The following is a 25,147-nucleotide window of genomic DNA, read 5'->3' as shown; positions in this document are numbered from 1 at the left end:
GTTTAAAGATTGGAGAGCCAGATTGATGTCTGGCTCTTTTTTTATCTATTGAAAGTGAATATCCAAACCCGCGAGTTAGGAAAACCTTTGATTTAGCGTAATCATGGGCATAAATAATCGCCATTTAGCACATTTGAGCGATGGCGTTGTTGGGAATGCCTGGCAATGTTATTTGCCGGATAATTACATTATTTGCAATAGCAAAAAGCCCGACTAAGTTTCCTTAATCAGGCTTCTTTAATATGGCTCCTCTGACTGGACTCGAACCAGTGACATACGGATTAACAGTCCGCCGTTCTACCGACTGAACTACAGAGGAATCGTGTGAACGAGGCGAATAATAGCGAGGGCGGACGGGTTTGTCAAAGTAGAAAACCATTAAAAACGTGCGTTTGCTGAGAGAATGAGCTTATTGTCTTGTTTTTCAGCAAAATCAGCTCGTTATGGTGCAAGATTATGCTGTTTTATTTCTTTTCCCCTTTGCCTGTAACAAAGGGGAATGAGGTTGATAAGGAGAAATAAGAAAGAACAACGCTTAGGCTTTACTTCTGCGCAGTAATATTCGTGGGAAAAGATTATCTAAAACCCCTTTGCCACTGAGAGTGAAGGCCGAAAGCAGGGTAAAACTCAGAGCAATCGAGCCAAGAATGAAATAGGTATGGCTGAAACCGATCTGGTCATACATTTTGCCTGCAAAGGCCGAGAGAAATATCGCCGCTACCTGTTTGGAGAAGCAAAAACCAATTAAATAGATGGTGGCGGAAAATCGCACGTCAAATACTGAGGTAATGTATTTGAAGGAACCAATGAGCAGGAAGGGAACCTCAAAAGCGTGCAGCATCTTCAGGCAAATCACTTCCAGCGGCGTTGTGGCGAAAGCCGAGCCAAAAATACGGATCGACATAAACATCCCAGCCATCAGTAGCGCATTTTTGCTACCAATGCGGTTAATAATCCAGGGTGCGCAGAACATCAGCAGGGCGTTGGCCAATTCTCCAAGCGTGGTGACATAGCCAAATATTTCGGTGCCACGTTGTTTCGACTCAAAGAAGGACTTAAAGAAATTGGCAAACTGTTGATCGAAAACGTCATAGACGCAGGCAACGCCGATGATATACAGAATAAATAGCCACAGCTTGGGCATTTTAAACAGTTCGCCGACCATTTTCAGGTTAAATAGCGATTCGTTGGCGCCTAATTGATTCATTACTTCGGCGGAGCGGTTTTTATGAGGTTTGGCTATTAACAGTAATGTGGCCAATATCAGAGCGCTGCCTGATCCCATCCAAAACACCAGGTCCGGATTGACGTTAAACAGTATTCCGGCGGTAGAGGCGCAGATTCCCCAGCCAAAACAGCCAAACATCCGCGCTTGTCCGTATTCAAATCCGCTGGTACGGCTAACTCGCTCGACATAAGCTTCGATAGCGCCGGAGCCGCCGGAGAAAACAAAACCCAGATAGGCTCCGCCAACCAAGGATCCGAGCAGCGTGTTGTATTTCAGCAGCGGCGCGAAGATATACAGGAAGAAAGGAGCAAAGAAGATTAGCAGTAGGGTAATCGTCCAGAGTAGATGCTTTTTCAGCCCCAGTTTATCCGAAAGCACGCCGAATACCGGTTGAAAGCAAATGGCGAATAACGATAGAGAGGAAAAGACGATTCCGGTATCGGTTTTGCTCAGGCCAATCACGTCGGCTAACCAAATCGGCAGGAAAGGGAAACAGGCTGCCATAATAAAAAAATAGAAAAAGACAAACCAACCAAAAATCCAAAAGTTAGAGTTATTCTTATTAAAGAATGGGCTACTTTGCATACAACCCCCGTAAGGTACTCAATATGTTCTGCACAGGTTCGCTGGTTATCGTTCTCGGCCAGGTGCCTGCCAGGGTTATTCATCAGGGAAAGCGCGACGAACCTCGCCGCGCATTACCAACGGGAATTACAATTGTTCGAACTTGATCAAAATGGCACTTTCAGGATCCAGCACCGGTAAAGCTAAACCAACCTGTGCCAGCCATTCTCCATTGGCTTCGATCGGCTGAATCATCCATGGGGGTAATACTTTCATGGTATGCCCGCCTTGCTCGACGCTAATCAGTTCCGGTACGTCCAGCAGGCTAACGCGGTAACGAGCCTCTGGACGTAGATAAGGCATACGTAACTGACCAGGCAGAGACCAGGTTGGCATCGCCAGTTGGCTGACAATCAGTAGCGCCTGATCCTGCGATTCGCTGACTACGCCGTGCAGCAGGGTCGTGGGATCGTGGCTATCCAGCCGCACTACGTTGCCACTGTGTAATAAAGGTCGCAAAGATTTGTGCAGGGCGATATAGCGGGCAAAACCGCGCTGTTCTTCGCTGCTTTCTTTCACCGGATCCAATTCCACGCCCATATGGCCAAATAGCGCAGTCAGTCCACGAAAAGCGATATTGTGCTGCCGATAAGTGGTGTGGCAGAGTTTGCCACCAATATGGCTTCCCATGACTTCCGGCGGGAAGAAATAACTCATACCGCGTTGAATTTTCTGGCGTTCCAATGCGTCATTGTTATCTGAAGGCCAGAAGCGATGGGTGCGTTTGAGAATTTCATAGTCAATACGACCGCCGCCGGAGGCGCAGGATTCAAATTCGACGTGAGGATGATGCAATTGCAAAGTATCAAGTAGACGATACAGCGCTTCGGCTTGCCCGGTTGACCCCGCGCGCCCCTGATGACCGGGCTGAACGATTTCCCGATTCATATCCCATTTTACATAATCGATGTCATGCTCACCCAGCAGCCAGTCCATTCGCGCTAGCAGATAATCGAAGACCGCCGGATTTTGTAAATCCAACACGTATTGCCAGCGTCCGGTCGGCTGTTGATAGCCGGGAAGCGCCAATAGCCAGTCCGGGTGTGCACGATATAAATCAGAGTTCGGATTAACCATTTCGGGTTCGACCCAGATACCGAACTCCATGCCCAGATCTTTCACCTGCTGGATAACAGGTTGCAAGCCGTTGGGGTATTTCTTTTCATCCAGATACCAGTCTCCCAACGCCGCTCTATCGTGATTTCTTCCTTGGAACCAGCCATCGTCGATAATAAAGCGCTCGACGCCTAGGTCGGCCGCCTGCCGAGCCATCGACATAATGTACTGCGGGTTGTGATCGAAATAGATGCCTTCCCAGGTATTTAGATGCACCGGCCGGGCTTTGGGCTGCGGGAAGTGGACAATGTGTTGACGCACGAAGCGGTGTAACTGTTGGCTCATGCCATTCAGCCCGTGATTAGAATGGCTGGCATACAGCCAAGGCGTGGACTGGCTTTCTCCTTCCGCCAAACTGACTTCACCCGGTAAATATAGCGCTTCGGCCTGAAGCAGGCGACGTCCATCGGTTTTCACATCGGCGCGCAGACGATGGTTGCCGCTCCAGCCCAAATGAATACCCCAAACTTTACCTTGTTGTTCACTATAACCGTGGCAGCCGAGCACCATGCCGGGGAAATACTCGTGGGAGCTACGACCCCGGCGGTTTTCCTGCTGATAGCTACCGTGCTGCAAGGTCACGCGGTGGGGCTGGAACTCTTTTACCCAGCGACCATGGAAAGCCATCACTTCATCGGCCGTTTCATTGACTGGCAGCGTCAGTGCCAGACGATCCAGCCAGTAATTTTCGCAGCCCAAATTGGTTAAGCTGTTACGCAGGCTAAGAACGCCACTGGCGCTATCCAGATTCAGCTCTGAGGTCAGGCGCAGTCCCGCGATATCATCTTCGCCAATAATCGTTAGCTGATTATTTTTATGCTCGATTTGGGTGGTAACAAACACCGGCGACCAGTCCTTTCCGTCTCGATGTCCTTCCACGCTGGGGCTTCCGAACAGGCCATGCCCCAGTTCTGCCGCCAGCGTTAGCGGTACGTCAACGTCTAAACGTCCGTGTGGCACTGCCCGATTCAGGGTTTGAATATCTTCGGCATTGAAACTGTGCAGGTGCGGTCCCCAATAAAGAATTTCTGCATATGGCTGGCAACGAATGATGACGTCAGTGGCTGGGCTTTCCAGTCGCAGGATGCTTGGTTCCATATAATCCTCTCGGTAAGCTAGGAATGAATCAGTGAGGATTAGCATTGATCCGAAACGTTTCGGCTTAAACCGAAACGTTTCGGATCTGTGATGAAGTTAGAATAATATCGAGTCAACAAACATCGGATACATTAAATTTAGCGATGGAGTTAAGTGAAAAGAATGGTTTTTTTCTTTTTAAATCAGAGTATTAATTTGCTTTGTGCAGTGTGTCCCCAACGCCTAACTTTGGTTGCCACAAAACCTGTAGCTGTTCTACTGGCGCACCTTCAATTAAGGCCAACGTCATATCGGCGATTTTTTCTCCAACCGCAGCACGAGTCTCTTGAACAATCGGCGTGACGGTGGTTTCAACCAAAGAATCAGCCGGTAATCCATCAAATACAATCAATGAAATCCCTTGAGAACCCAGCAGGTTATGTTGCTGTAACGCCATTGCTGCGCCGTCTCCCAGCATATTACTGTCGGTTACTATGGCGGTAGGGGGCTGCGGCAACGCCAGCAAGTGCAGAGTGGCCAGATAGCCGGCGCGGCGGTTGCTATCAATTGGCTGCTGGTAACCCTCGTCCAGCGGAATCTGGTGGTTAGCCAATCCATCTAGATAACCTTGTAAGCGTTGATTAACATAGGTTTGCTGGCTATTTCCCCCCAGATAGGCAATACGTCGATGGCCAAGCTCCACCAGCTTTTCTACTGCCAGTAGCGTTCCGGCGCGATTATCAAAATCGAACCAGGCATAAGGGCTATCCAGTGAGCTGCGGCCCATCGCTAAAAAGGGTAAATGATGCTGAGCCAGATAGCGTAAACGACGGTCATTCTGCTGCGTGTGTGCCACGATCAACGCGTCAACCCGCTGGCTTTCTATCAGGCGGATAAACGACTGATGTTGGTCATGAGATACATCTGAAACCAGCAATAAATCAATATTATGCCGTGCCAGCGCGGCGCTGATGGTACTGATGGTTTCCAGAAAGGAGGCGTCGTTAAGCACGTTAGGTTGAAACGGATAAACTAGCCCAATCGCATCGGTTTTACCCATTTTCAAGCGCCTTGCCAAAGCATTAGGACGATAGCCCAAACGTTCGGCTACGGCTTCCACCCGCTGGCGAGTAATGGCGGATACATCGCTGTAGCCGTTCAGCGCCCGACTCACCGTCGTGGTGGACAGCTTTAATTCTTTGGCAATCATTTTTAACGACATAGGGATCTCGGCAGGAAGAAGAAAGGAATTATCCCATTGATTCAATATGGTAATAATTTAGGGCGTTGGGCAGTGAAATACCAGAGGAAATGCCCTTATTTGCGTGCCAGACCGCAGGGAAATAAGCGGTAATCGCTGTGTATTACCGCTTCAGGAGATGAACGAAAGCCTGCAGGACGCAGATTAAAGCGATTGAGTCTGGCTAATTTGAGCCCCGCTATCGTCAAAATAACTGTATGTCAGCGTGGCTCCGTGAGCGTTGGCGGGCAGGGGGTTTTCGGTGCTGTACTCACGTTCGCTGAATGGTGGGGTCATCATATCCATTTCCTGCAGGATATTAATCTTTTTCCCTTTGAGACTCAGCGTCATTTGCCCGAAAGAGACGTGATACGGCGTGGGATTGTGGCTCCGCAGCCGTGTTTCACCCGCGTTCTGTATCAGCGTGAAATTCACTTTCTTCATCGCAGCTTCGGGGGAGTGAGTCAGTCCTTTTGGGCGATAAAACACTTTCATTTGGGTGTTCATCGCCATGGCGACCTGCGGATTATCTTCATTATTGGAACGCTCTTTCGGTGGGATCTCGTACAAATTCAGCCAATAAACGGATTCTCGATCGCTGGCGGGTTGATTACCTTTGCTAATGATACGCAGGCTTTGCATTGATCCCGGCTGCATTTTAAAAACCGCAGGCAGCGGCAGGAAAGGGGCTTTGGCCTGATCCGGCGTGTTGTCTACGTCACCATCATCAATCCAGCTTTGTACCACTACGGGATATTTATTGGTATTAGCCAGCATTAGGGTATTTTCTCTTTCTCCCTGGAGAAAGATTATTCTGGTGGCGGAGGCCACAATACCGGCATCCGCATTGAGACTGATGATAAATAGCAGCAACATGGTTAGTGCGGATAACAGGTTTTTCCGCGTGCAGAGCGTATGAAATCGGATCATTGTACTTTCACCAAAACGTATGCGGTGGCATCGATTTTACCGGCGGTTGGTGCGCTCCCCGGCAGTTTTTTCAGCGTAGCGGTAAATTGGGTGGTGTAATTGTTATAACCGGCGGCGCTGCTGCCGTTGGCATTGGCGCCCGCGAGAATGGGATACCACCCAGCATTAGCAGTGGAGGTACAGTTACCGCTGCATCCTCCCCAGCCGACAAAATTCATCGGCGCACCGCTACTGTCTTCCAGCGTGATACCGACACCGGTGGCGATGCGGCTGTCGGTGCCGTACAGATCGGAAAGCAAATAGCTCACGCCGCCCGCCGTATTCACCAAACCTAATCCCTGCGCTTTCAAATACCCCGGTAAAGAGGTTTGGATACCGATTGAGGTTTGGCCGCTATTGATACCGGAAATGGTTCCAGTCTGGCATTCCACATCGACATTGATGCTGGCACTGCGGGTTTGGTCTTGCGCCAGTTCGCTAACGGTAATCGTGGGAAAAACCACATAAGGGGTGACATTGCGCACCACGCAGGTGTTTTTACGGCTCAGGGATGAGACCGGCGCGGTATTCATGCCAAAAGCCATATAGCGACCGGAACCCCAGGTATCGAAGCGGGTGGAGGAGTCATAGCCCGTTTCCGGCACATCGGCTCCCGGCCCTTTGAACACCACATAGCCATTTGGCTGATTACAGGTGTAATTACCGGAATATGTGTCTGCCGCCGGGCCGGGACAGCCCCAGGTTGAGGGGCCGGGAGTGCGATCCACCGCGGCGACTTTTTTTAGCTCTGCGCGTATCTGGCTGAAATGTTTGCCTTTGATTTGAATTTTATTACCGAGTATGTCGTATTTAGTCAGACGAACCTGCTGCCAGATTCGGGTGAATTCCATGCCGGAATCCACGTGAATCAGTTTCAGCGCGGTGTAAGGGAAAAAGGTTTGGAAATAGTTATCCCCCATATTGGTATAGCCGCCGACGTTACTGTCGCCATTGGTTGCAAAAACCTCGTACAGACTGTCTTTATCCGCCAGATCGCACTCGTAGAGCACCGTTTCCGGATTGGCTAACGCTCGCGCCGGAACCAGACTGATAATGCTAGAAGCCAGAATAGAATCTACTGGCTGAATATAATTACTGGTCATATTGATATTGCCAAATCGTAGGGGCGCGCCGTTGCTGTCGCCGCCCAGGTTGTATCCTTTCCAGACGCATTTGGCATAGCCGGGCAGGCTCAGTGTGAGCGAGACGGAAAATAGCGCCAGCGGGAGAAAATAGCGTTTAAGCGTAATTTTTTGGCAATACGAGGTTGATGACATCATATAACTTCCTGAATTAGTGCATATCATTGGCACAAAGTGCGTCAAAAGCGATCAGCGGCTGTTTATCATCAACGCCGTCCAAATCGTAAGGCAGAATGCAGCGCTGGTGGTCGCCATCGCCCCATTTAATCGTGAGTTTTCCCTGTCGTTCATCGGCACGCAGATAAGCCTGACCGGCCTGTCCAACCATGCCCACCACGATATTTTCTCGGTTATACACGTTGGCTCCCATCGGAACGATGCTGGTATCCGGACGCTTGATGGTAATGAGCAACGGATAGCCGTTTAGGGTACGGAAAGTGACTTTCACCGCGGAACCGGCATAAGGCGCGATGCGGCGTTCGCCGTCCTGTAATTCGGTTTTGAAATCCATTCCCTGCGGATCCAGGGAAATAGTGTTGTAGCGATAAGGGGTTAAAGTCGGCACCAATGCATAGCCGAAGCGATCGATACTGGCACCTTGCCCGTACATCACTTTGGCTCCTTCGGCACCTTTGGCTTCCACTAACGCAAAGGTTTCACTGAGATAGGGGCCTAGGGTGACGCCACCGCCGTGCACGGCGACAGCACCGCGCGCGCTGCCAGAGGCCTGCCAGTAACCGGTACTGAGTGAGGCGCTGCCGCTCAGGCTGGTGACCGGCAACCGTTGTTGCAGACTGCCGCTCCAGGTGTTTTCTTTATTGCGTTGGCTGCGCGAGAAATCCAGGCTGTAGCTGGCAGACTGATCTTCACCGGTGACGCCTGAAAGAGAGGTTTGATAATTGGTACCGCTACTATTGCTGTGAATTGCGCCGATGGAAACATAAGGTGCACTCGGGCTGCTTCCCAGAGGGAATGACAGAGACAGCTGTGCCAGCGTTTCTTTTCCGGCGGGCGTTTGTAAGCCGCTTTCGATCGGCATACCTGTTATCGGATCTTCAAAATTGCCGCTGCCGGTCGAGCCGCCGGTCGTCTGGCGTGAAACGGAGAGATTCACATTGACCTGATTCCAGAGCAGCGTGGCGTAACCTAGCTGCAATTGGTTATCCCGACTGCGGCCATCGCGGTAATCCTGCGACGAGGCGGTGAAATACAGCGAGCCATAGTCCTGCAAACTCTGATTCATCGACATTTCAACCCGCGAGCGCTGCTGGTAGCTACCGGACTGCCAGGTTTCACCGCGACTGGTTGCTCGAACGCCAATGACATCGCCTAAATCACGATAGCCTTCGGTGGAATAACGATAGCCTGCCAGAGATAACGTGGTGCCCGTCGGCTGAAAGGTGCGGCTAAAGGAGGCGCGCATCATCCAGCCGTCTTGATGCTCATCATTAGGCAGTTGCGCGCTGGAGTAAGTGGTGTCGAAGCCCAGAGCGCCAATATAGTGAGCGAACACGCCGCCGAGCATAACGCCTTGATAACCTGAGGCTAAACGCAGGCCTCCGTTAGCGGTCAGGGCGTTACTGATACCGTACTGATAGGTTAGCTCGCTAAATGTTTCGCCATTCCCCACATCGCGTATCTGGCCGCTGGAAAAACTGTAGCGTGAAAAACCGGGGCGCAGTGATTCTGGCACCGAAGAAAAAGGTACGCGAAAGCTGCTGGTGGAACCGTCGGCTTCGGCGATGATGATCGTTAAATCGCCACCAAAGTTGGTGGCTGAAAGATCGGTTATTTCGAATTGCCCCGCAGACACGGCAGTTTGATAAATAGGACGATCATTCTGATAAACCGTTACGTTGGCATTGGTTTTAGCGATGCCTCGCACCACCGGCGCATAGCCGCGAAGGGAATCGGGCAGCATTCGGTCGTCGGTTGCCATGGTCACGCCTCTAAAACCCAGACTGGAAAAAAACTGGCCGGATGAAAACCCCTCGCCCAGCGTGATTTCGCTGCGCAGGCTTGGCAATGCGCGTTGAGCGTAAACCCGCGTGGTCGTCCAGTTTACGCCGCGATTATTGTCATAGCGAAAGGAGCCCTGTTGGCGTAAACGCCACATGCCGGCGTTTACGCCGTTGGTTAGCCCAAGATAAGTGGAATCGGTATTCTGCGTGACGCCGTTGCGGTTATAAGCTACGTGATATTGGTTCAGATTATAATTACTGAAGCCTATGCTATCGCCGACGTTGAGGTTTTTCGGATCGATATAACCCCGAGGCACCTGCTTCACAAAACTTTGGGGTACGCCCAGATCGAAGCGTAATAAAGAATAATCAAAGTGCTGAGTGTTGCCCGGTAATAAAATTTCCAGAGGCTGACAATCTGTTTGTTTCTTGGCCTCTGCCAGTGCTTTATCGGCAATGCCCGCCTGAGCCAATTGTTCGAGAGAAAAACAGGCCTGAACCCCAGCGGTTTGCTGCGTGAATTTCAGATCTATTCTGTCGATAAAATGATTATTCATATAGAGATCGACCTGATAGATGCCGATCTCCAGATTATTCGCTTTATTAAATCTGGCGAGTGAGCCTTCGCCTAGTGGGGAGCCACGTAATAAGGCTTCTTCAAAAACGTATTCATCTCTATTGCCATCATTAGGCACTGAGGCAAAGGCGGAGTGCGTTATCAGCAAACCCGGCCCCAGCGTATAAGACAACCAAGAGATTAATTTCACTTTCTATACCCACTGATTTCTTGATTAAACATAAACCAGTTATAAGCTATAAATGGTTGAGATATTCGCTCCGTAGTCGTTCACTAACGTAAGGGTAAGTTGCTGACCTTTAATCGCTTTTATTCCTTCTGGAATCGTCAGAACCGACGAAGATTTTGGGGATACCATCTCACTGCTGGCGAAAGAAATGATTTTATTATTCACCGTCATCTGCGCGTCTCGTAAGCTAATGAAATATCCGGTTGGGTTATTTATGATTATTTTCTGTCCGGTATTATCACTGAGGCTAACTTGTATTTTTTCATGCAGGTTATCGGTATTTTCATTAAGCGCAGTTGGTCGATAAAATACCTTCAGGCGATTTTTTACAATCAGCACTAATTTATTATTGGCCTGTTTATCCGCTTTCATGGCGGGAATCTGTAGAAAGTTAAGATAGAAAACGGATTCGCGATCTTTGGGGAGATTACGTTCGATATAGGCCAGACGAACTACCTGACCGCTTTGTGGCTCCATACGAAATATTTGCGGAGTCAGTAAAAAAGGCACGTCGTCTTTGGTTGGTGATGACTGGTTATTACCATCATCCATCCAGATTTGCACCAAATTCGGATTATCGTCTTTGTTGCTGAGCTGTAATATTTTTTCCCGCGTGCCTTCCGGATAAACCACCCGCGTGCCTGTCATTACAACGCTTGCCTGCGCTGCAAAAGAAACAATGCTGGCCAAGGCCAGCAAGATGCAGGCAATGATGTTTTTAGCGTATATCGTCATTGGTATCTCATATTCTTGGCGTGTTGAATTAATTAGCCTGAACGGGTAGGCCAGCATCACTGGAATTATCAGGGGTAAGTAATGGCGTATTGTGCCGAAGCCATCACGCTACCGGCGACCGCATTTCCGCTTTCCGAAATATATTGCACGGAGAGATCCTGAGAGGCCGAAGTTGCGCCTGTTGCTAGCGTAATTCCCGGAACCTCAACGGGGCCGGAAGTTAAAATGACCGGGCGATCGGTTGAGTCTAATAGTTGGATTGCCACAAACTGAGCGGTACCGGTGTTACCCAAATTTCCGGCTGGGGTGACGTTCATTCCCTGGAATACCGAACTGATTTTGGTTTCTTTGCTGGCGACATTACAGCCGGTCAGGTTGATGGTGAAATTGGTTTTACCAGCGACGCTATTGGGGCCGGACAGACTGGCGGAAGCGACGGTGGGCAGTAATACAATCGGCGTATTTGCCGAGCCATTTATATCGACCTGACAGGTTTGTTCAGCTACCTCACCCTGAAACTTAATGGTGTTATTAGACGTGGCAGCCAATGCAACACCGGGCAAGGTGAATAGCAGGGCCATCAGTAGCGTTTTATTCATTCTGATCTCACTTACTTTATATGATTTAAGGACACAGACTTGTTCGGGGGGGAGGGCAAGATCTGCGAGGCACGGACGATGGCGATATCAACGACCGTGGTTAATCAGCGCGTAGTGTAGGTGGGATGACCTGCAAGCAGAATGAGAGGCGTCTTTGATTTCTATAGGAAACGTCCTACAAGCTTTGTAGGATAAAGGCTACTAGAGCTAAATAGGCTATTTTTTAGGAGGTTGGGTATTAATAAAACGGCGATTGGCGCTGAGCTTTGTTTTGTTATAGAGAAGCGTCATAGAGAGTAGGCAGAATTAAACGGGTAAAACGCCCTCTTTCGGTGATGGCGTTATTATCAGGCGCGGGTACAGGCCGTTTGCCCGAATTACCGGGCAGCGGCTTTGGCAATTTGCTCATTGGTTTGTATCAATAACGTCTGCCATATTGGCCAGTGTTCGGTTATTGCATGATGATTCCGACTGGATAACAAATCCTCAAACAGAATACAGCTTGCGACTAAATCTTCCGCGGCGACAAATTGAACGCCGCCTTTTATGCGATGTATCAGATTGGCAATTTCCTTGTAATCTGTTTCCCGTTCGAGGGGATTGTCACTTAGCTGAGTCATAATTTGCTGTAGGCGCGCCAAATCCAACTGATTACTGCTCAACAACGAGGCCAATAGCTCTTTTTCCACACCAGCGTTGCCACCGGAAAGCTGGCGGAGTTTACTGTGCATTGCGCGCGTATCTTCAGCCGCCTGCATCAACTCAGTCGGGACTTGGGCGGTGATAAAACCTTGCTGTGCCAGAATCATACGTAGGGAATCCAGCGTGACGGGTTTAATGAGGCAGGTATCCATTCCGGCTTTTTGACACTGCAACACGCTTTCTTCACGAGCATCGGCGGTACAGCCAATCACAATAATATGACTTAGCCGCTCATCGTTACGAATGCGATAAGTCAGCTCAAAACCATTCATTACCGGCATATTGTAATCGGTAATGACCAGATCGAACGTTTGTTCTTGCAGCAGCGCCCATGCTTGCGCACCATCATTGGCGGCGACTACCTGCTTCAGGCCGATGAACGCCAGTTGCTGGCGTAATACTTTACGATTCACCTCCATGTCGTCCACCACCAAAATATTCAGATGGCTGACTTGTTGCGGCATCGCAGAAAGTCTCGGTGGATTATCGGTTGCCACCGGTGTCAGTTCCGCCAGCGTCATAGGCAGCGTGATAAACAGGCTGGTTCCTTTGCCCAGTTCACTTTCCATAGAAATATCGCCGCCCATCTTCATCACCAGTTGGCGACAAATCCACAGGCCTAAACCGGAGCCGCCAAAACGCGGCGATCCACCCTCATTGGCCTGACTGAATGGCTGGAACAGTGAAGCCTGCGCCGTATCGGAAATACCGATTCCAGTATCGGTAATATCTATGCTTATTATTCCCTGCTGAGGGGCGGTGGTTTCCCAGGTCACATCAATGGAAACGCCGCCTTGCTCGGTAAATTTCAGAGCGTTGCCCAACAGATTGCCAACAACCTGTTTCACCCGCAGCATATCTACCAACAATAATGGCGGTATTTGATCGTCAATCCAGCTGGAAAAGCGCAATTGACGCTCACTGGCGATAGGCTGATAAATTTGCAACAACCGCTCGAATTCAGCGCGAAAATCGGTCGCAACCGGATGTACGCTAAGTTGGCCAGCTTCAATTTTTGCCGAGTCGATAATGTCATCCAGCAGGCGAAGCAGCGATTGAGCAGAATTAGACACGGTTTTTAACGTTTCTTTTTGTACTGGCTGTTGGCCACGAATTTCCAGTTCCAGTAGCCCTAAAATGGCGTACATCGGCGTGCGTAGCTCATGGCTAATGGTTGCCAGGAAGGTACTTTTGGCTCGGTTGGCGCTTTCAGCCTCTAATCTGGCGGCTTCCAACTGGCGCTCGATGTTTTTACGCTGGCTAATATCCAGCCAGCCGCCTAATAGCCCTTTTTCAGCGCTATTTAATGGGATAATCCACAGGAAGATATCCCGCAGCTCGCCGCCAATTTCGATTGAAATATCCAGCATTTGCGGCTGCATATCCTGTAATACCTGTTGGCATAAATCATCAATTTGTCTATCCAGCGGAGTAATGAGCGGCCAGTCGGCATTGTCGCCATTTTGATTAAGCAGATCTTTTAGCTCATCTTCACGATCGGCGGCAAAGTAACGGTTGTAGGTCGCTAACTGCCCGTCGGCGGTGCGGATAAACACAGCGAACGGCAGGGCATTAATGATCGATTCCTGCTGTAATAATCGGGTATGTAATTGGCTGGCTTGACGCCGTTTATTAAATACCAGGTACCCAAGGTATAAACCGCATAGCAACAGCACCGCAGAGCTAATTTTAAGCAACAGCATCAGCCATTGGCTTTCAATAGAATCATCCGAGGCATACACAGGTTTGGGTTTATAAACGCTCCATTCGCTAATAATGCTATCCAGATCTTCCGGTGCAATGGAATCCAGCACTTTATCGATAATCGCTTTTAACTCTGGCACTTCCGGCCGGATAGCAAAAGCCATACCTAGGGGCTCTTCACTCGCGACCGCAACGATTTTAATATTGGGTTTGAAATCCTGCGAAGCAATAAAGTTGGCGGTCATCATATTTTTCAAAATAGCGTCAACTTTGCCCTGCTGTAACCAGCGCACCAGCGTCATGGTATCCGGCGCTTCGATAAAATTAATTTTCTGATTTAAGAATGGGTTGGAAATAATATTATTAGAGACGCTCCCGGCCTGTAATCCCACGCGTTTACCGGCCAGATCGGCGACATTATTAATATCCGTTCGGTCTTCACGCACTAATATTCCCCATAATGACTGGGAAAAGGGCGTGCTGAATAGCGCATCGTTATAAAGGCCATCGCGAACTGCCACGCCGGGCAGCATATCTATTTTCCCAGCGCGGAAATCTTGCAGCCCTTCACCGGTATTAGTGATAAAAACGGGTTCAAATTTAAGACCGGTACGGCGGGCAATCAAATTAATGAGTTCGACAGATAATCCTGCCATTTTCCCGGTACGACGATCGCGGAATATAATGGGAGCCAGATCGAGCGGAGCCAGATAAGTCACAATCGGATGACTATGAATCCAGTCTATTTCCTGCTCGGTGAGCAGCATTTTGGCATCGATATTGTAGTGATGTCGACTCCCAAACCAGCGCTGTTGAATATCGCCGGTTGCCCGGCTGGGCAGCAATTCCAGCACTACATTGAGATCGTCTATCAGCTTTTGATTGCTGGCTTTTGCCAGAAAGGAATAAGGCGCCGGGTGATAGGGGGCGAAATTGCGGATTTGTAACGTCAGCAGCTGTAGCTGATCGATTAAGTAGTTGGCTGAGGTCGCGTTAGCGACAAAAACATCGGCGTTACCATAGGCCACCGCCAATAATCCTTGTAGTTGGTTGGGATAGGCGACGATATTATCATTATGATAATTAAATAAAAATTCTGGTGATAGCGGTTCATTATTTACAATCGCTACGGTTTCAGGATGGCGGCGTTGGGTTGGGTCCCAATCTTTGCTGCGGACTTCGACGTGACGGTTAGTGAAGAAAGCGTGGGAGGCAATTAGCCCCGGCTGCGCCAGCATCGGCGTTCCTGCCATTAAATCAATCTGACCGTTTTCTAACGCATTGAGCACCAGCCCGTAATCGCAGTATCCGATCATCTGGAATGATAACTGACTGGAATCACTAATTATTTTTAGATAGTCGGCAACGATGCCTTCGATTGAATTATCATCGCGATTCACGACGAAAGGGGTGTTAGCGTCGATCACCACGCCCACTCTCAGGGTGCGGCGGCTGGATTGGCGCGTATCGATTTCTGGCGTTAACAGCAGGTCATCGCTGTAATTCTTGGCGATGCTATGTAACGTTAGCGGTTGGCCGGTATCACATCCCAGCCGGCTATTTATCGGTGCGGCCAGCGCAGGCGCGACAAGTATAAATAGCAGGAAAAACAGCCATGTAGATGGCTGGCTACACCAGATTGTGGGTATGCGCATAGTCAGCCAGCTCAATCACTGAGGATAGCCCCAGCTTGGTTAAAATGCGGGTTTTGTAGGTGCTGACCGTTTTATTACTAATAAACATCTCATCGGCGATTTGTTTATTGGACAATCCATTGACCAGATAACGCAAAACGTTAATTTCCCGTTCAGACAACATGCGCGCGCGGTTGACCGAATCATGGCTGGAAGGTTGCCCAGCGAGCTGGCTTAAGGCCTCGGATGGGAAGAACGAATAACCCCGCAGGACGTTTTGAGCGGCGAAGAGTATTTCGCTAATGTCTTTGTTTTTGCTGATAAAACCGTTGGCACCAGCTTGCAGTGCGCGCACGGCAAAAACCTGTTCGTTTTTGGCTGACAAGAACAACGACTTGCCGGTGAATCCACGCTGTTGCAGTTTTTTCAACAAAGAGAAACCGTCGAAGTTGGGTAATTCGATATCAATAATCACTAAATCAACAGGCTGGGCATTTAACATTGCCAGCGCTTCATTACCGTCGGCGGATTCATAAATCGCCGAGAATTCATTGTTCTGCGATAATAAGGCGCGGATAGCGACGCGAATTGCGGGATGATCATCGATTATCATTACAGACTTCATAAATACTCTCCAAAAAACGTTATTTTAAGGATATATCAAGCATAGCATGCTGAATTTCCCGGCTGACAGAGACACGAATAGTAAGATAAAAGAGACCACAATTAATGACTACCAATCCGCAATCAAACAGATTCTAATCACTGCTAACATATTATCAAGAAAAGAATTTTTTGATTACAATCCGTTATTGTTTCATCGCGATAGCCAGCTTCTGATCTAAAGAAAAATGAATGTATTCGGCGTTGGGATTTATCTTAGCTTAATCATAATGCTAGATTTTAAATTGGAAGGAATATATAAACTTATTGATAATGAATACTATTATTCAGCGATTGTGATGCGTTTAAATTTTCCCGTCGGGTTTCGTGTAAACGTAAATAAACCGCACAAAAAGATCCTAACGTAAAACACATAAGCAAAAAACCCGACTAAGTTTCCTTAATCGGGCTTCTCTAATATGGCTCCTCTGACTGGACTCGAACCAGTGACATACGGATTAACAGTCCGCCGTTCTACCGACTGAACTACAGAGGAATCGTGTGAACGGGGCGAATAATAGCGAGGTGAGAGGGGGATGTCAAAGGGGAATACGTTAATTTCGATCGTTTGCTCATAGAATGCGCAACTTATTGAGATTTTGTCATTTTTCGCACCATAACCCGCCTTTTTTTGCATATCAAGCAGATTGTAATCCCTTTGCGAGCGCCGTTAAGGCTGGCCATCGTGTATGGCCAATGAGCAAATAGGCTTTATGGTCGGTTAAAACGAACATGCCCGTAGGGATGAATCTGCAGAAAATAACTGTCCCCCGGTGCGGGTTGAAGTTGACGATATAGCGACTGTGGAGCGCCAATTTGCATGATTTTGCCTTTATTCATCACCAATACGGTGTCTGAAACGGCAAAGGGTTCGCTTTGAACGTGAGTAACATGCAGTGAAGGGATATTAAACTGCTGCTGCAATTCACGAATTTTATCGCGCATGCTGAGGCGCCGGTTGGCACCCAGATTACTAGCGGCTCGTTGAATAACAGTACCTTGGGTTTTAGGAGCAAAGCGCGAGCCAGGGTCACACGCTGTTGCTGGCTGCCTGAAATTTGAACGACATAACGATCGGCAAAACCGCCCACACCCGCCAGCGCTTCTTTCACCCGATCGTTAATTTCAGCCTTTGGGCGACCAAGCATTTTCAGACCGTAACCAATGTTTTCCCCTAGAGACATATGCGGGAACAGGGCGTAGGACTGGAATACCACACCAATATCCCGTTGCTGGATGGAACGGTCAGTCACATCCTCACCGTCAATAAAAGTTTGTTCGTCGCTGAAGCCCCGACCTAATAGCTGAGTAAAGTTATTCAGCGGCAGAGTGTCATCCGCGCCCCAGTGGATGGTGAAACTGCCGTAGAAAATACAGCCGGACAGCAAGATGTTAAAGGCGATCCCGACATACAGCATCGCCGTGGTACCCCAAACCAGTATCACCGGTAGCGGTTGTACGTCTGCGCGAGAGGAGTTACCGGAAATGGTGACGTAGGAACGTTTAGCTATCCACATATAAGATCAGCGGCGCCAAACGTAACCCTTGCGGTAGCAGTATAGTGGCGTTCTGGCTCTCATCGCTCAGGTAAAAACTGATGGTCCAAAGAGCCAGTCAACTGAGGGTGAAGGATCTCGCTAAGAATAGCGAAATCCCCAGTGAGCGGAGCCGTAGCATGTCAGTGAGCGGTCAGCAGTTGATGGTGTAGTGCAAAGTGAACCAGTTCGACCGTTGTTTCACAGTTCAACTTACCCAAAATATTGGCGCGATGAACGTGAATGGTTTTATGGCTGAGAGCGAGCTGATCGGCAATGGACTTTACGCTAACGCCGCTGACCAGAAGTTGAAACACCTCCTTTTCCCGAGGCGTTAAGACATTCAACTGCTTAGGTTGCTGAGGCATGTGGCGCAGCGCTTGCAGCGCATTGGCACACAGATACAGCCCGCCGCCGCTAACGGATCGCACTGCCTGCACCAGTTCTTCCGGGCCGCAGCGCTTAGTTAGGTAACCGCTGGCTCCGGCATCGACCGCACTTTGCACAAAGGCGGTGGTGTCATAAATGCTCAGAATAATGGCGCGAAACTGCGGATGCTGTTGGCGCAGACGCTTGAGCAGGCTCAACCCACTTTCATCCGGCATAGAGATATCCAGAACCGCAACGTCAACATTGGTGGTTAGCAGATTTTGCCAGGCTTCAGCGGCGCTGCCGTACTCGCCGACAATGCGAATATCCTTTTCTAAAGATAATAATTGAGCAAACCCGGAACGAACCACTACGTGGTCGTCAATCAGCGCGACGTTTATCATAACTTTGTAATAATTTGGGAGAGTTATAAACATCATGCTTATCAATTCTTGTTTGGGCAATAATTGTTAGTGAAAATGTTGAGAGGTTAACAATTTAAAATGAAGAATGATCGAAGGGGAGAGGCACCCCCCTCTGGCGTCCGTAGGATTTCGGCACTTGCCGGAGAGGGATGGAAGGGCGATCAACCCAGCGTTTTGGCGCGATAAATTCGCTGTGGACGTCCAACCTTGCCGTAAATGATTTCCGCCTGTAGCGCATTGTTTGCAGAGCAGAATTCCAGATAACGCCGAGCGGTTGTGCGGCTGAGCCCTAAGGTCACGGCCACGTTTTCGGCGGTATACTCGGCATCACTATCGGCGAATAAAGCCTGAATTTTATCCAAAGTGAGCTGATCGATACCCTGGGGCAATACCGATTTTTGCGTACCCCGGGCGTAGGTGTTGTACATTGCGTCAATTTGGCGCTGGCTGACTTTATCGCCTTCCTGCAAAGCATGATGCCGGTGACTAAAGCGTTCCAGAGAGTGCTCTAGCCGCTCGTAAGCCACGGGTTTTATCAGGTAATCGAATACGCCGTAGCGTAATGCTTCAGCAACGGTGTCCATATCGCTGGCTGCGGTGACGAAAATGACACCGAAATTGCTGCCTTCAAGAGCCAGTTCCCTCAGGAATTCTAGCCCAGAGCCGTCGGGCAGGTAGTTATCCAGCAGGATCAAGTCCGGTTTAAAACGTGCCGCCATGCTACGCGCCTGCTGTAGATTTCCGGCTAACCATACCTGGCGGCAATAATTGCTTTGCTTGATAAACTCCGCGTGCATTTCTGCCAGTGGCGTTTCATCTTCCACCACTAAAATGTTAAGCCATTCCATGGGATCCCCTAGCTTTTGAGATCATAGGTCTTTGGAATAAAGACCGTGAATAAAGTACCCTGCGGTGGGTTCTTCTCAACGGTGATGGTGCCACCGCTCTGATGAACATAAGTCGCGACCAAATATAAGCCGATACCATGTTCCTCTGAGTGTTTGGAACTGACACCGCGCTCAAACAGGCTGTCTTGCAGCTCAGGGTCAATACCGCAACCGTGATCGGCGACTTCTAGAATCAACTCATGGCCTTCATCGGATAAATACATTTCAATATTTTTATCTCCATCAGGGTTCTTCAGACTGGCTTCAAAAGCGTTATCCAGCAGGTTACCGATGATTGCCGCTAGCTCATTTTCACCTAGAGTTACAGGCAGTATGCCCAACTGACAGCCGGGAATAAAGGTTAAGCTCAGCCCCAACTCTTTGGCTCGATGGTATTTTCCAAACAACAGTGCCGCAATTTGCCGGTTTTTAAAGGTATCGCGCAGGGTATCAATGAGCGCCTGCTGGGAGGACGATTCGGTTTTTACCATCTCCAGCGCGCGATCAAACTCCTTCATTTGCAATAATCCGCTCAGAGTGGACATCCAGTTGAGATGTTCATGGCGAACGGTACGTAAATTTTCAACATACTGCTTTATCTGGCTGAGCTGTGCGCTGAGGGTATAAATATCATCCTGACTGCGGAAGCTGACCACCCAGCCTTGAAAAATATCATTAGTCCAAATACCGGCACGGTTTGCGATGATATTTAACCCATTAAAGGTACACAACTCATCCTGTCGGTTTCCGCCTTCCCGATCGAGGAAGAAATGATCCGGAGAAACCACTTCGCTAACGCTACGGCCAACCAATTGATATGGCGTGGCTGATACCCGTAACATTTTACGAGCGTTTTGGTTGATTGCCGTGATCTTGCCCTCAGGATCTACCGCCAATAGTCCTTCAAACACCGCCCCAAACAGGGCTTCCTGCTGACGAAGTACCCGCGCGATCTCCTTTGGTTCCATTCCCATCATTTGACGACGAATATGATTGGAAAACAACCAGGCAAGAAACAACAGGGTAATCAAAATAATAACAAAATAACTGGTGAGGGGAGTGAGATAACTCAAACGCCAGTGATCGATTTTACTGATTAGATAGCCGAGGGACACTACGCCGATAACTTTGCCATCGCTATCAAAGATCGGCGTTTTAGCCCGCATGGCTTTCCCCATCGATCCTTTGCCATAGATGATGTAGCTCTCGCCGCGTTCCAGTGCGCCTTCTTTAGTCCACTGCATCGGCAGGCCGATTTTGTCCGGATTAGGATGGTAAAGACGACGGGAATTGGCATCGCCAATCACAATGTAGTCAAAATCGGAGCTGGTGCCTAGCCGTGTAACAATTTGGGCTAAGCGTTGTTGGTCTCGCTGCTTGACCGCAGAAACCACGGAGTCCATAGAGGCAACAATTTTGGCCTGATTCATGGCCATTTTACTGACCTGATTGATCAGATATTGTTCGAAACTATGGGTTAGAAAGCGATCCATTGCCCCGATCAGGATAACGGAGAAAACCAATAGCATTAAAAATATGCGCAGCGGGAAGGCAATGTTCTTTAATCCACGCCATTTAAAAAAATGGGCTTTACCAGAAAGCACGTTATTCACCTTTTATGGCTGAATCAAATAAAACGACGAGTAACATAATTTAAATTAAATGATTAATGCAAATAAAAAAACATTATCTCTAATTAAATCAATTAAAATCATAAAATAAATTATATTTACTAAATTAACTGTGAATTAGGTCAATTAACCGAGAAGTTTTTATGTTTAGCATATATTTCGGAACAGGGCTTTCAAAAAGTAAGAATAAGAATTTATAAGAATTTTAATGCGTTAATTGCATTTATACTTTTAATAAAAAGTCATGATTCATCTGTTAATTGCATATGTTTATTGTGTTTTATTTGTTATTTAATGGTTATTCCAGAGAGAAAATTATGGATAGGGTATTTAGGATAATTAAGCGTTCAGACCATCAAAGGATTGTGGAAATAACGCATTTTTTACGTGAAAACGACTTAAATATTGATACTTCCGTTGAGGTGTTTATTACCGTCTCAGTAGATGAAAGATTGGTAGCCTGCGGTGGAATTGCTGGGAATATTATTAAATGTGTTGCCATTAGCGAGCAGGTGAGAGGGGAAGGGCTGGCGCTAACGCTGGCAACTGAACTCGTCAACCTGGCCTATGAACGGCACCACAGCCACTTATTTATCTACACCAAAATTGAGAATCAGTCCTTATTTAAACAGTGTGGATTCTACCCGATTGCCAGTGTGCCCGGCATTGTGGTGTTGATGGAAAACAGTTCCTGCCGTCTGTCTCGCTATGCGCGCCAGCTCTCGACCTTACGCCAGCCGGGCAAGAAAATAGGTTCCATCGTTATGAATGCCAACCCTTTTACTTTGGGGCATCAATATTTGGTACGGCAAGCGGCGGCGCAGTGCGATTGGTTACATCTATTTTTAGTCAAAGAAGATAACTCTCGTTTTCCTTATCAAGATCGCCTGCAACTGGTACTGAACGGCACAAAAGATATTGCCAATTTAACCGTGCACGCCGGTTCGGAATATATGATTTCCCGCGCTACTTTCCCCTGCTATTTCATAAAAGATCAGGGGGTGGCCGACGATTGTTATACCGAAATCGATCTGAAAATCTTTCGTCAATATTTGGCTCCGGCCTTGGGAATAACTCACCGCTTTGTCGGCACTGAGCCATTTTGCACCGTAACCGCCAAATATAACCGGGATATGAGTTACTGGCTGGAAACCCCCGATTTACCTTATCCGTCCATCGAGCTGGTGGAGATCGAGCGCCTGAAATATGGCGCAACCGCTATTTCTGCCTCGTGGGTACGCAAATTACTGGCGCAGGGGGATAAGGACACCATTAGCAAGCTGGTACCTGCCGCGACCTGCCACTACTTACAACGACTGCTGGCTCAGCCTGCAAAAGCGCCGGTCAGCGCGGTCAACAAATCTGTATTTCAATTAGGTGAATAATGAAAATTATCCGAGAAGCGGTCGCCGGCACTTTGGAGTCGAGCGATGTCATGGTGCGAATTGCCCCCCACGATCTGCCAGAAGTGGATTTGCTGATCAACAGCAGTGTGGAGAAACAGTTCGGAGAAGCCATTCGCGCCAGCGTATTGGCATTACTGGATCAACTGGGATTAACCCAGGTGCAAGTGATTATTGACGATAAAGGGGCGTTGGATTGCGTACTTCGCGCCCGTTTGGAGACAGCCTTGCTAAGAGCCTGTGACCTGCCGCACCTGCCCTGGAGCCAAAAATCATGAAACCAGAGATGAAGCAAAGAATGCGTCGCAGCATGCTGTTTGTTCCCGGCGCCAATGCGGCGATGGTCAGTAATGCTTTTATTTATCAGGCAGATGCCATCATGTTCGATCTGGAAGATTCGGTGATTCTGCGGGAAAAGGATGCAGCACGCCGTTTGGTCTTCCATGCCTTACAGCATCCTTTATATCAGGAGGTTGAAACCATTGTTCGAGTCAATGCGTTGGATTCGCTTTACGGGCTGGACGATCTGGAGGCGGTCGTTCGCGGTGGCACCGATATCGTCCGTTTGCCGAAAACCGATGATGCGCAAGATGTGATTGATATGGAAAGTGAAATTGCACGTATCGAAGCGGAGTGCGGCCGGGAACCCGGCAGTACCGGTATGCTGGCGGCTATCGAATCCGCTCAGGGGATTACTCAGGCGTTGGCGATTGCCCAATCTTCTCCTCGTTTGATAGGTATTGCTCTGGGCGCTGAGGATTACGTGCGCAATTTGCGTACCGAACGTTCCGCAGAAGGTGTTGAACTGTTGTTTGCCCGCTGCTCCATTTTGCAGGCGGCGCGAGCGGTGGGAATTCAGGCCTTCGATACCGTGTATTCCGATGCCAATAACGAAGCCGGTTTTCTACAAGAAGCGGCGTTAATCAAACAGTTGGGTTTTGACGGCAAATCACTGATTAACCCTCGCCAAATCGAATTGCTCCATAACCTATATGCCCCGACACAAAAAGAAGTGCGCCATGCGCAAGCGGTGGTGGACGCCGCTGAAGCGGCAGAAGCCGAAGGGCGGGGTGTGGTTTCGCTGAACGGCAAAATGGTGGATAGCCCGGTGATTGAACGCGCTAGGGCAGTCTTGCAACGAGCTGTGCTTTCCGGTTTACGCGACGAATAAGAGGGAATTAATCATGAAACGCCAACAACGGGTTGATGCCCTAAGTCAAAACCCAAATCTGACCGTCACGTCCTATCGGGAAGCGTCTAAAGCCAATTTGCAGGCTCAAAAACCGAGGGATATCAAGCTGTGTAGCTCACTGGAAAAGGCGATTCGTCGCTCTGGTTTGCAGGATGGCATGACCATTTCGTTCCACCATGCTTTTCGCGCGGGCGATATGACATTGAATCTGGTGATGGATGCCATCGCTGCGATGGGATTCAAAAATCTGACGCTGGCATCCAGTTCTCTGAGTGAGTGCCATGCGCCGCTGGTGGATCACATCCGTAAAGGTGTGGTTAGCCGCATTTATACCTCGGGGTTACGTGGCCCACTGGCAGAGGCCATTTCGCGCGGGTTGCTAGCAGAACCGGTACAAATTCATTCCCACGGTGGGCGGGTCAATTTGATCGAATCCGGCGAGCTGGCGATCGACGTGGCTTTCCTCGGTGTTCCTGCCTGCGACGCGTTCGGTAACGCCAACGGTTACACAGGCAATGCCTGTTGCGGTTCGCTGGGGTACGCCAAGGTGGATGCCGATTACGCCGGTAAAGTGGTGTTATTGACAGAAGTTATTGTTCCTTATCCACATAATCCAGCCAGCATAGGCCAGGATCGGGTTGATCTGATCGTACAGGTGGAACAGGTAGGGGATGCCGATAAGATCGGCGCAGATGCTACCCGTATGACCTCGAATCCTCGGGAACTGCTGATTGCTCGCCGTGCGGCGGAGGTGATCGCTGGCTCCGGCTATTTTAACGATGGCTTTTCTGTGCAAACCGGCACCGGCGGAGCATCGCTGGCGGTAAGCCGCTTCCTCGAGGATAAAATGCGCCGCCGCAATATTAAGGCCGGTTTCGCTCTTGGCGGCATCACCTCCACCATGGTGGACCTGCACGAAAAAGGGCTGATCGAAAAGCTGCTCGATGTGCAGAGTTTCGATCGCATGGCCGCATCCTCACTGGCGAGAAATCCCAATCACATTGAAATCAGCGCTAATCAATATGCCAATTTCAGCTCCAAAGGCGCGTCTGTCGATCGGCTGGACGTGGTGATTTTGAGTGCGCTGGAGATCGATACCGATTTTAACGTCAATGTGTTGACCGGCTCTGACGGTGTGCTGCGCGGAGCCTCTGGCGGGCACTGCGATACCGCCGCGGCTGCACGGCTGGCGATTATCGTTGCGCCATTGGTTCGCGGGCGTATTCCTACGCTGGTTGATGCTGTGACCACCTGCGTTACGCCAGGCTCCAGCGTAGATATTTTGGTTACCGATCATGGTATTGCTGTCAATCCTGCGCGCCCCGAGCTAGCCGAGCGTTTGCAGCAGGCTGGGCTGGAGGTCGTCACTATTGATTGGTTATATCAACGAGCGTTGCTACTCACCGGTCAACCGAAAGCCATTGCTTACACCGACAAAGTGGTGGCGGTGGTGCGCTATCGCGACGGCAGCGTTATCGACGTTGTGCATCAGATTCAGGAATAAG

17 protein-coding genes, 2 tRNA genes and 3 pseudogenes are annotated in these 25,147 nt (G+C 49.2%); 4 read left to right on the top strand and 18 right to left on the bottom strand.

Going from position 1 to position 25,147, the window contains the following annotated elements; translation table 11 throughout:
• Positions 1-243 precede the first annotated feature (243 nt).
• The 18 genes and pseudogenes from DBA33_RS08975 to dpiB form a co-directional block, all read right to left on the bottom strand.
• Positions 244-319: transfer RNA gene (locus DBA33_RS08975), tRNA-Asn, on the bottom strand.
• A 216-nt stretch (positions 320-535) separates the two neighbouring features.
• Positions 536-1,813: an MFS transporter gene (locus DBA33_RS08970; RefSeq protein ID WP_064517502.1), complete on the bottom strand. Its 1,278-nt coding sequence runs from the start codon at positions 1,811-1,813 to the stop codon at positions 536-538.
• Positions 1,814-1,939: 126 nt separating this feature from the next.
• The gene (locus tag DBA33_RS08965) at positions 1,940-4,066 is read right to left on the bottom strand and encodes an alpha-galactosidase (RefSeq protein ID WP_064517505.1); all 2,127 of its coding nucleotides are present in this window, start codon (positions 4,064-4,066) and stop codon (positions 1,940-1,942) included.
• Between the two features lie 190 nt (positions 4,067-4,256).
• The gene (locus DBA33_RS08960; RefSeq protein WP_120806283.1) at positions 4,257-5,267 is read right to left on the bottom strand and encodes a substrate-binding domain-containing protein; all 1,011 of its coding nucleotides are present in this window, start codon (positions 5,265-5,267) and stop codon (positions 4,257-4,259) included.
• A gap of 183 nt (positions 5,268-5,450) precedes the next feature.
• Positions 5,451-6,161, bottom strand: coding sequence for a molecular chaperone (locus DBA33_RS08955; protein WP_064518526.1), 711 nt, complete (start codon positions 6,159-6,161; stop codon positions 5,451-5,453).
• Between the two features lie 50 nt (positions 6,162-6,211).
• Entirely contained in the window at positions 6,212-7,531 is a 1,320-nt protein-coding gene (locus DBA33_RS08950; protein WP_084414387.1) for a fimbrial protein, read from the bottom strand.
• A gap of 16 nt (positions 7,532-7,547) precedes the next feature.
• Positions 7,548-10,124: a fimbria/pilus outer membrane usher protein gene (locus tag DBA33_RS08945; protein WP_120806281.1), complete on the bottom strand. Its 2,577-nt coding sequence runs from the start codon at positions 10,122-10,124 to the stop codon at positions 7,548-7,550.
• 39 nt (positions 10,125-10,163) lie between these two features.
• Positions 10,164-10,898, bottom strand: a complete 735-nt coding sequence (locus DBA33_RS08940; protein WP_120806280.1) for a molecular chaperone — start codon at positions 10,896-10,898, stop codon at positions 10,164-10,166.
• 68 nt (positions 10,899-10,966) lie between these two features.
• Entirely contained in the window at positions 10,967-11,497 is a 531-nt protein-coding gene (locus DBA33_RS08935) for a fimbrial protein (protein ID WP_064517515.1), read from the bottom strand.
• Positions 11,498-11,874: 377 nt separating this feature from the next.
• On the bottom strand, positions 11,875-15,558 hold the full coding sequence (locus DBA33_RS08930) for a transporter substrate-binding domain-containing protein (RefSeq protein ID WP_120806278.1): 3,684 nt from the start codon (positions 15,556-15,558) through the stop codon (positions 11,875-11,877).
• A complete protein-coding gene (locus DBA33_RS08925) occupies positions 15,533-16,162 on the bottom strand; it encodes a response regulator (RefSeq protein ID WP_064517517.1) in 630 nt (209 codons plus the stop codon). The genes DBA33_RS08930 and DBA33_RS08925 overlap by 26 nt, the downstream gene beginning before the upstream one ends.
• 458 nt (positions 16,163-16,620) lie before the next feature.
• A tRNA-Asn gene (locus DBA33_RS08915) sits at positions 16,621-16,696 on the bottom strand.
• A gap of 290 nt (positions 16,697-16,986) precedes the next feature.
• A pseudogene (locus DBA33_RS20920) lies at positions 16,987-17,471 on the bottom strand (ATP-binding cassette domain-containing protein); the annotation flags it as partial.
• Between the two features lie 9 nt (positions 17,472-17,480).
• Positions 17,481-17,720: pseudogene (locus tag DBA33_RS20915) on the bottom strand (iron ABC transporter permease); the annotation flags it as partial.
• A pseudogene (locus DBA33_RS20910) lies at positions 17,719-17,877 on the bottom strand (MASE1 sensor histidine kinase); the annotation flags it as partial. The pseudogenes DBA33_RS20910 and DBA33_RS20915, both read right to left, overlap by 2 nt.
• Position 17,878: 1 nt before the next feature.
• A complete protein-coding gene (locus DBA33_RS08905; protein WP_064518533.1) occupies positions 17,879-18,508 on the bottom strand; it encodes a response regulator transcription factor in 630 nt (209 codons plus the stop codon).
• A 182-nt stretch (positions 18,509-18,690) separates the two neighbouring features.
• On the bottom strand, positions 18,691-19,377 hold the full coding sequence (gene dpiA / locus DBA33_RS08900) for a two-component response regulator DpiA (RefSeq protein ID WP_064517528.1): 687 nt from the start codon (positions 19,375-19,377) through the stop codon (positions 18,691-18,693).
• 8 nt (positions 19,378-19,385) lie between these two features.
• On the bottom strand, positions 19,386-21,020 hold the full coding sequence (gene dpiB, locus DBA33_RS08895; RefSeq protein ID WP_276148116.1) for a sensor histidine kinase DpiB: 1,635 nt from the start codon (positions 21,018-21,020) through the stop codon (positions 19,386-19,388).
• Positions 21,021-21,364: 344 nt separating this feature from the next.
• Between dpiB and citC the strand changes: the two genes are divergently transcribed.
• The 4 genes from citC to citF are packed head-to-tail and all read left to right on the top strand — an operon-like array spanning position 21,365 to position 25,146.
• Positions 21,365-22,432 carry a [citrate (pro-3S)-lyase] ligase gene (citC, locus tag DBA33_RS08890; RefSeq protein ID WP_064518541.1) on the top strand — a complete coding sequence of 356 codons (1,068 nt, stop codon included), beginning with the start codon at positions 21,365-21,367 and terminating at the stop codon, positions 22,430-22,432.
• Positions 22,432-22,728 (top strand): citrate lyase acyl carrier protein, encoded by a 297-nt coding sequence (gene citD, locus DBA33_RS08885; protein WP_064517531.1) that lies wholly within the window; start codon positions 22,432-22,434, stop codon positions 22,726-22,728. The genes citC and citD overlap by 1 nt, the downstream gene beginning before the upstream one ends.
• On the top strand, positions 22,725-23,621 hold the full coding sequence (locus tag DBA33_RS08880; protein ID WP_064517534.1) for an aldolase/citrate lyase family protein: 897 nt from the start codon (positions 22,725-22,727) through the stop codon (positions 23,619-23,621). The genes citD and DBA33_RS08880 overlap by 4 nt, the downstream gene beginning before the upstream one ends.
• Before the next feature lie 13 nt (positions 23,622-23,634).
• Positions 23,635-25,146 (top strand): citrate lyase subunit alpha, encoded by a 1,512-nt coding sequence (gene citF / locus DBA33_RS08875; protein WP_064517537.1) that lies wholly within the window; start codon positions 23,635-23,637, stop codon positions 25,144-25,146.
• Position 25,147: the final 1 nt, after the last annotated feature.

Origin of the sequence: Yersinia sp. IP36721, from assembly GCF_003634395.1 — a bacterium.
Taxonomy (GTDB): domain Bacteria; phylum Pseudomonadota; class Gammaproteobacteria; order Enterobacterales; family Enterobacteriaceae; genus Yersinia; species Yersinia entomophaga.
This window is presented reverse-complemented; position numbering and strand designations above follow the sequence as displayed.

Excerpts from the sequence above, each read along its gene's own strand:
- DBA33_RS08965 (WP_064517505.1), bottom strand. The coding sequence starts at position 4,066 with ATGGAACCAAGCATCCTGCGACTGGAAAGCCCAGCCACTGACGTCATC.
- DBA33_RS08905 (WP_064518533.1), bottom strand. The coding sequence starts at position 18,508 with ATGATAAACGTCGCGCTGATTGACGACCACGTAGTGGTTCGTTCCGGG.
- DBA33_RS08955 (WP_064518526.1), bottom strand. The coding sequence starts at position 6,161 with ATGTTGCTGCTATTTATCATCAGTCTCAATGCGGATGCCGGTATTGTG.
- DBA33_RS08930 (WP_120806278.1), bottom strand. The coding sequence starts at position 15,558 with ATGCGCATACCCACAATCTGGTGTAGCCAGCCATCTACATGGCTGTTT.
- citD (WP_064517531.1), top strand. The coding sequence starts at position 22,432 with ATGAAAATTATCCGAGAAGCGGTCGCCGGCACTTTGGAGTCGAGCGAT.
- citC (WP_064518541.1), top strand. The coding sequence starts at position 21,365 with ATGGATAGGGTATTTAGGATAATTAAGCGTTCAGACCATCAAAGGATT.
- DBA33_RS08935 (WP_064517515.1), bottom strand. The coding sequence starts at position 11,497 with ATGAATAAAACGCTACTGATGGCCCTGCTATTCACCTTGCCCGGTGTT.
- DBA33_RS08925 (WP_064517517.1), bottom strand. The coding sequence starts at position 16,162 with ATGAAGTCTGTAATGATAATCGATGATCATCCCGCAATTCGCGTCGCT.
- DBA33_RS08950 (WP_084414387.1), bottom strand. The coding sequence starts at position 7,531 with ATGTCATCAACCTCGTATTGCCAAAAAATTACGCTTAAACGCTATTTT.
- DBA33_RS08880 (WP_064517534.1), top strand. The coding sequence starts at position 22,725 with ATGAAACCAGAGATGAAGCAAAGAATGCGTCGCAGCATGCTGTTTGTT.
- citF (WP_064517537.1), top strand. The coding sequence starts at position 23,635 with ATGAAACGCCAACAACGGGTTGATGCCCTAAGTCAAAACCCAAATCTG.
- DBA33_RS08970 (WP_064517502.1), bottom strand. The coding sequence starts at position 1,813 with ATGCAAAGTAGCCCATTCTTTAATAAGAATAACTCTAACTTTTGGATT.
- DBA33_RS08940 (WP_120806280.1), bottom strand. The coding sequence starts at position 10,898 with ATGACGATATACGCTAAAAACATCATTGCCTGCATCTTGCTGGCCTTG.
- DBA33_RS08960 (WP_120806283.1), bottom strand. The coding sequence starts at position 5,267 with ATGTCGTTAAAAATGATTGCCAAAGAATTAAAGCTGTCCACCACGACG.
- dpiA (WP_064517528.1), bottom strand. The coding sequence starts at position 19,377 with ATGGAATGGCTTAACATTTTAGTGGTGGAAGATGAAACGCCACTGGCA.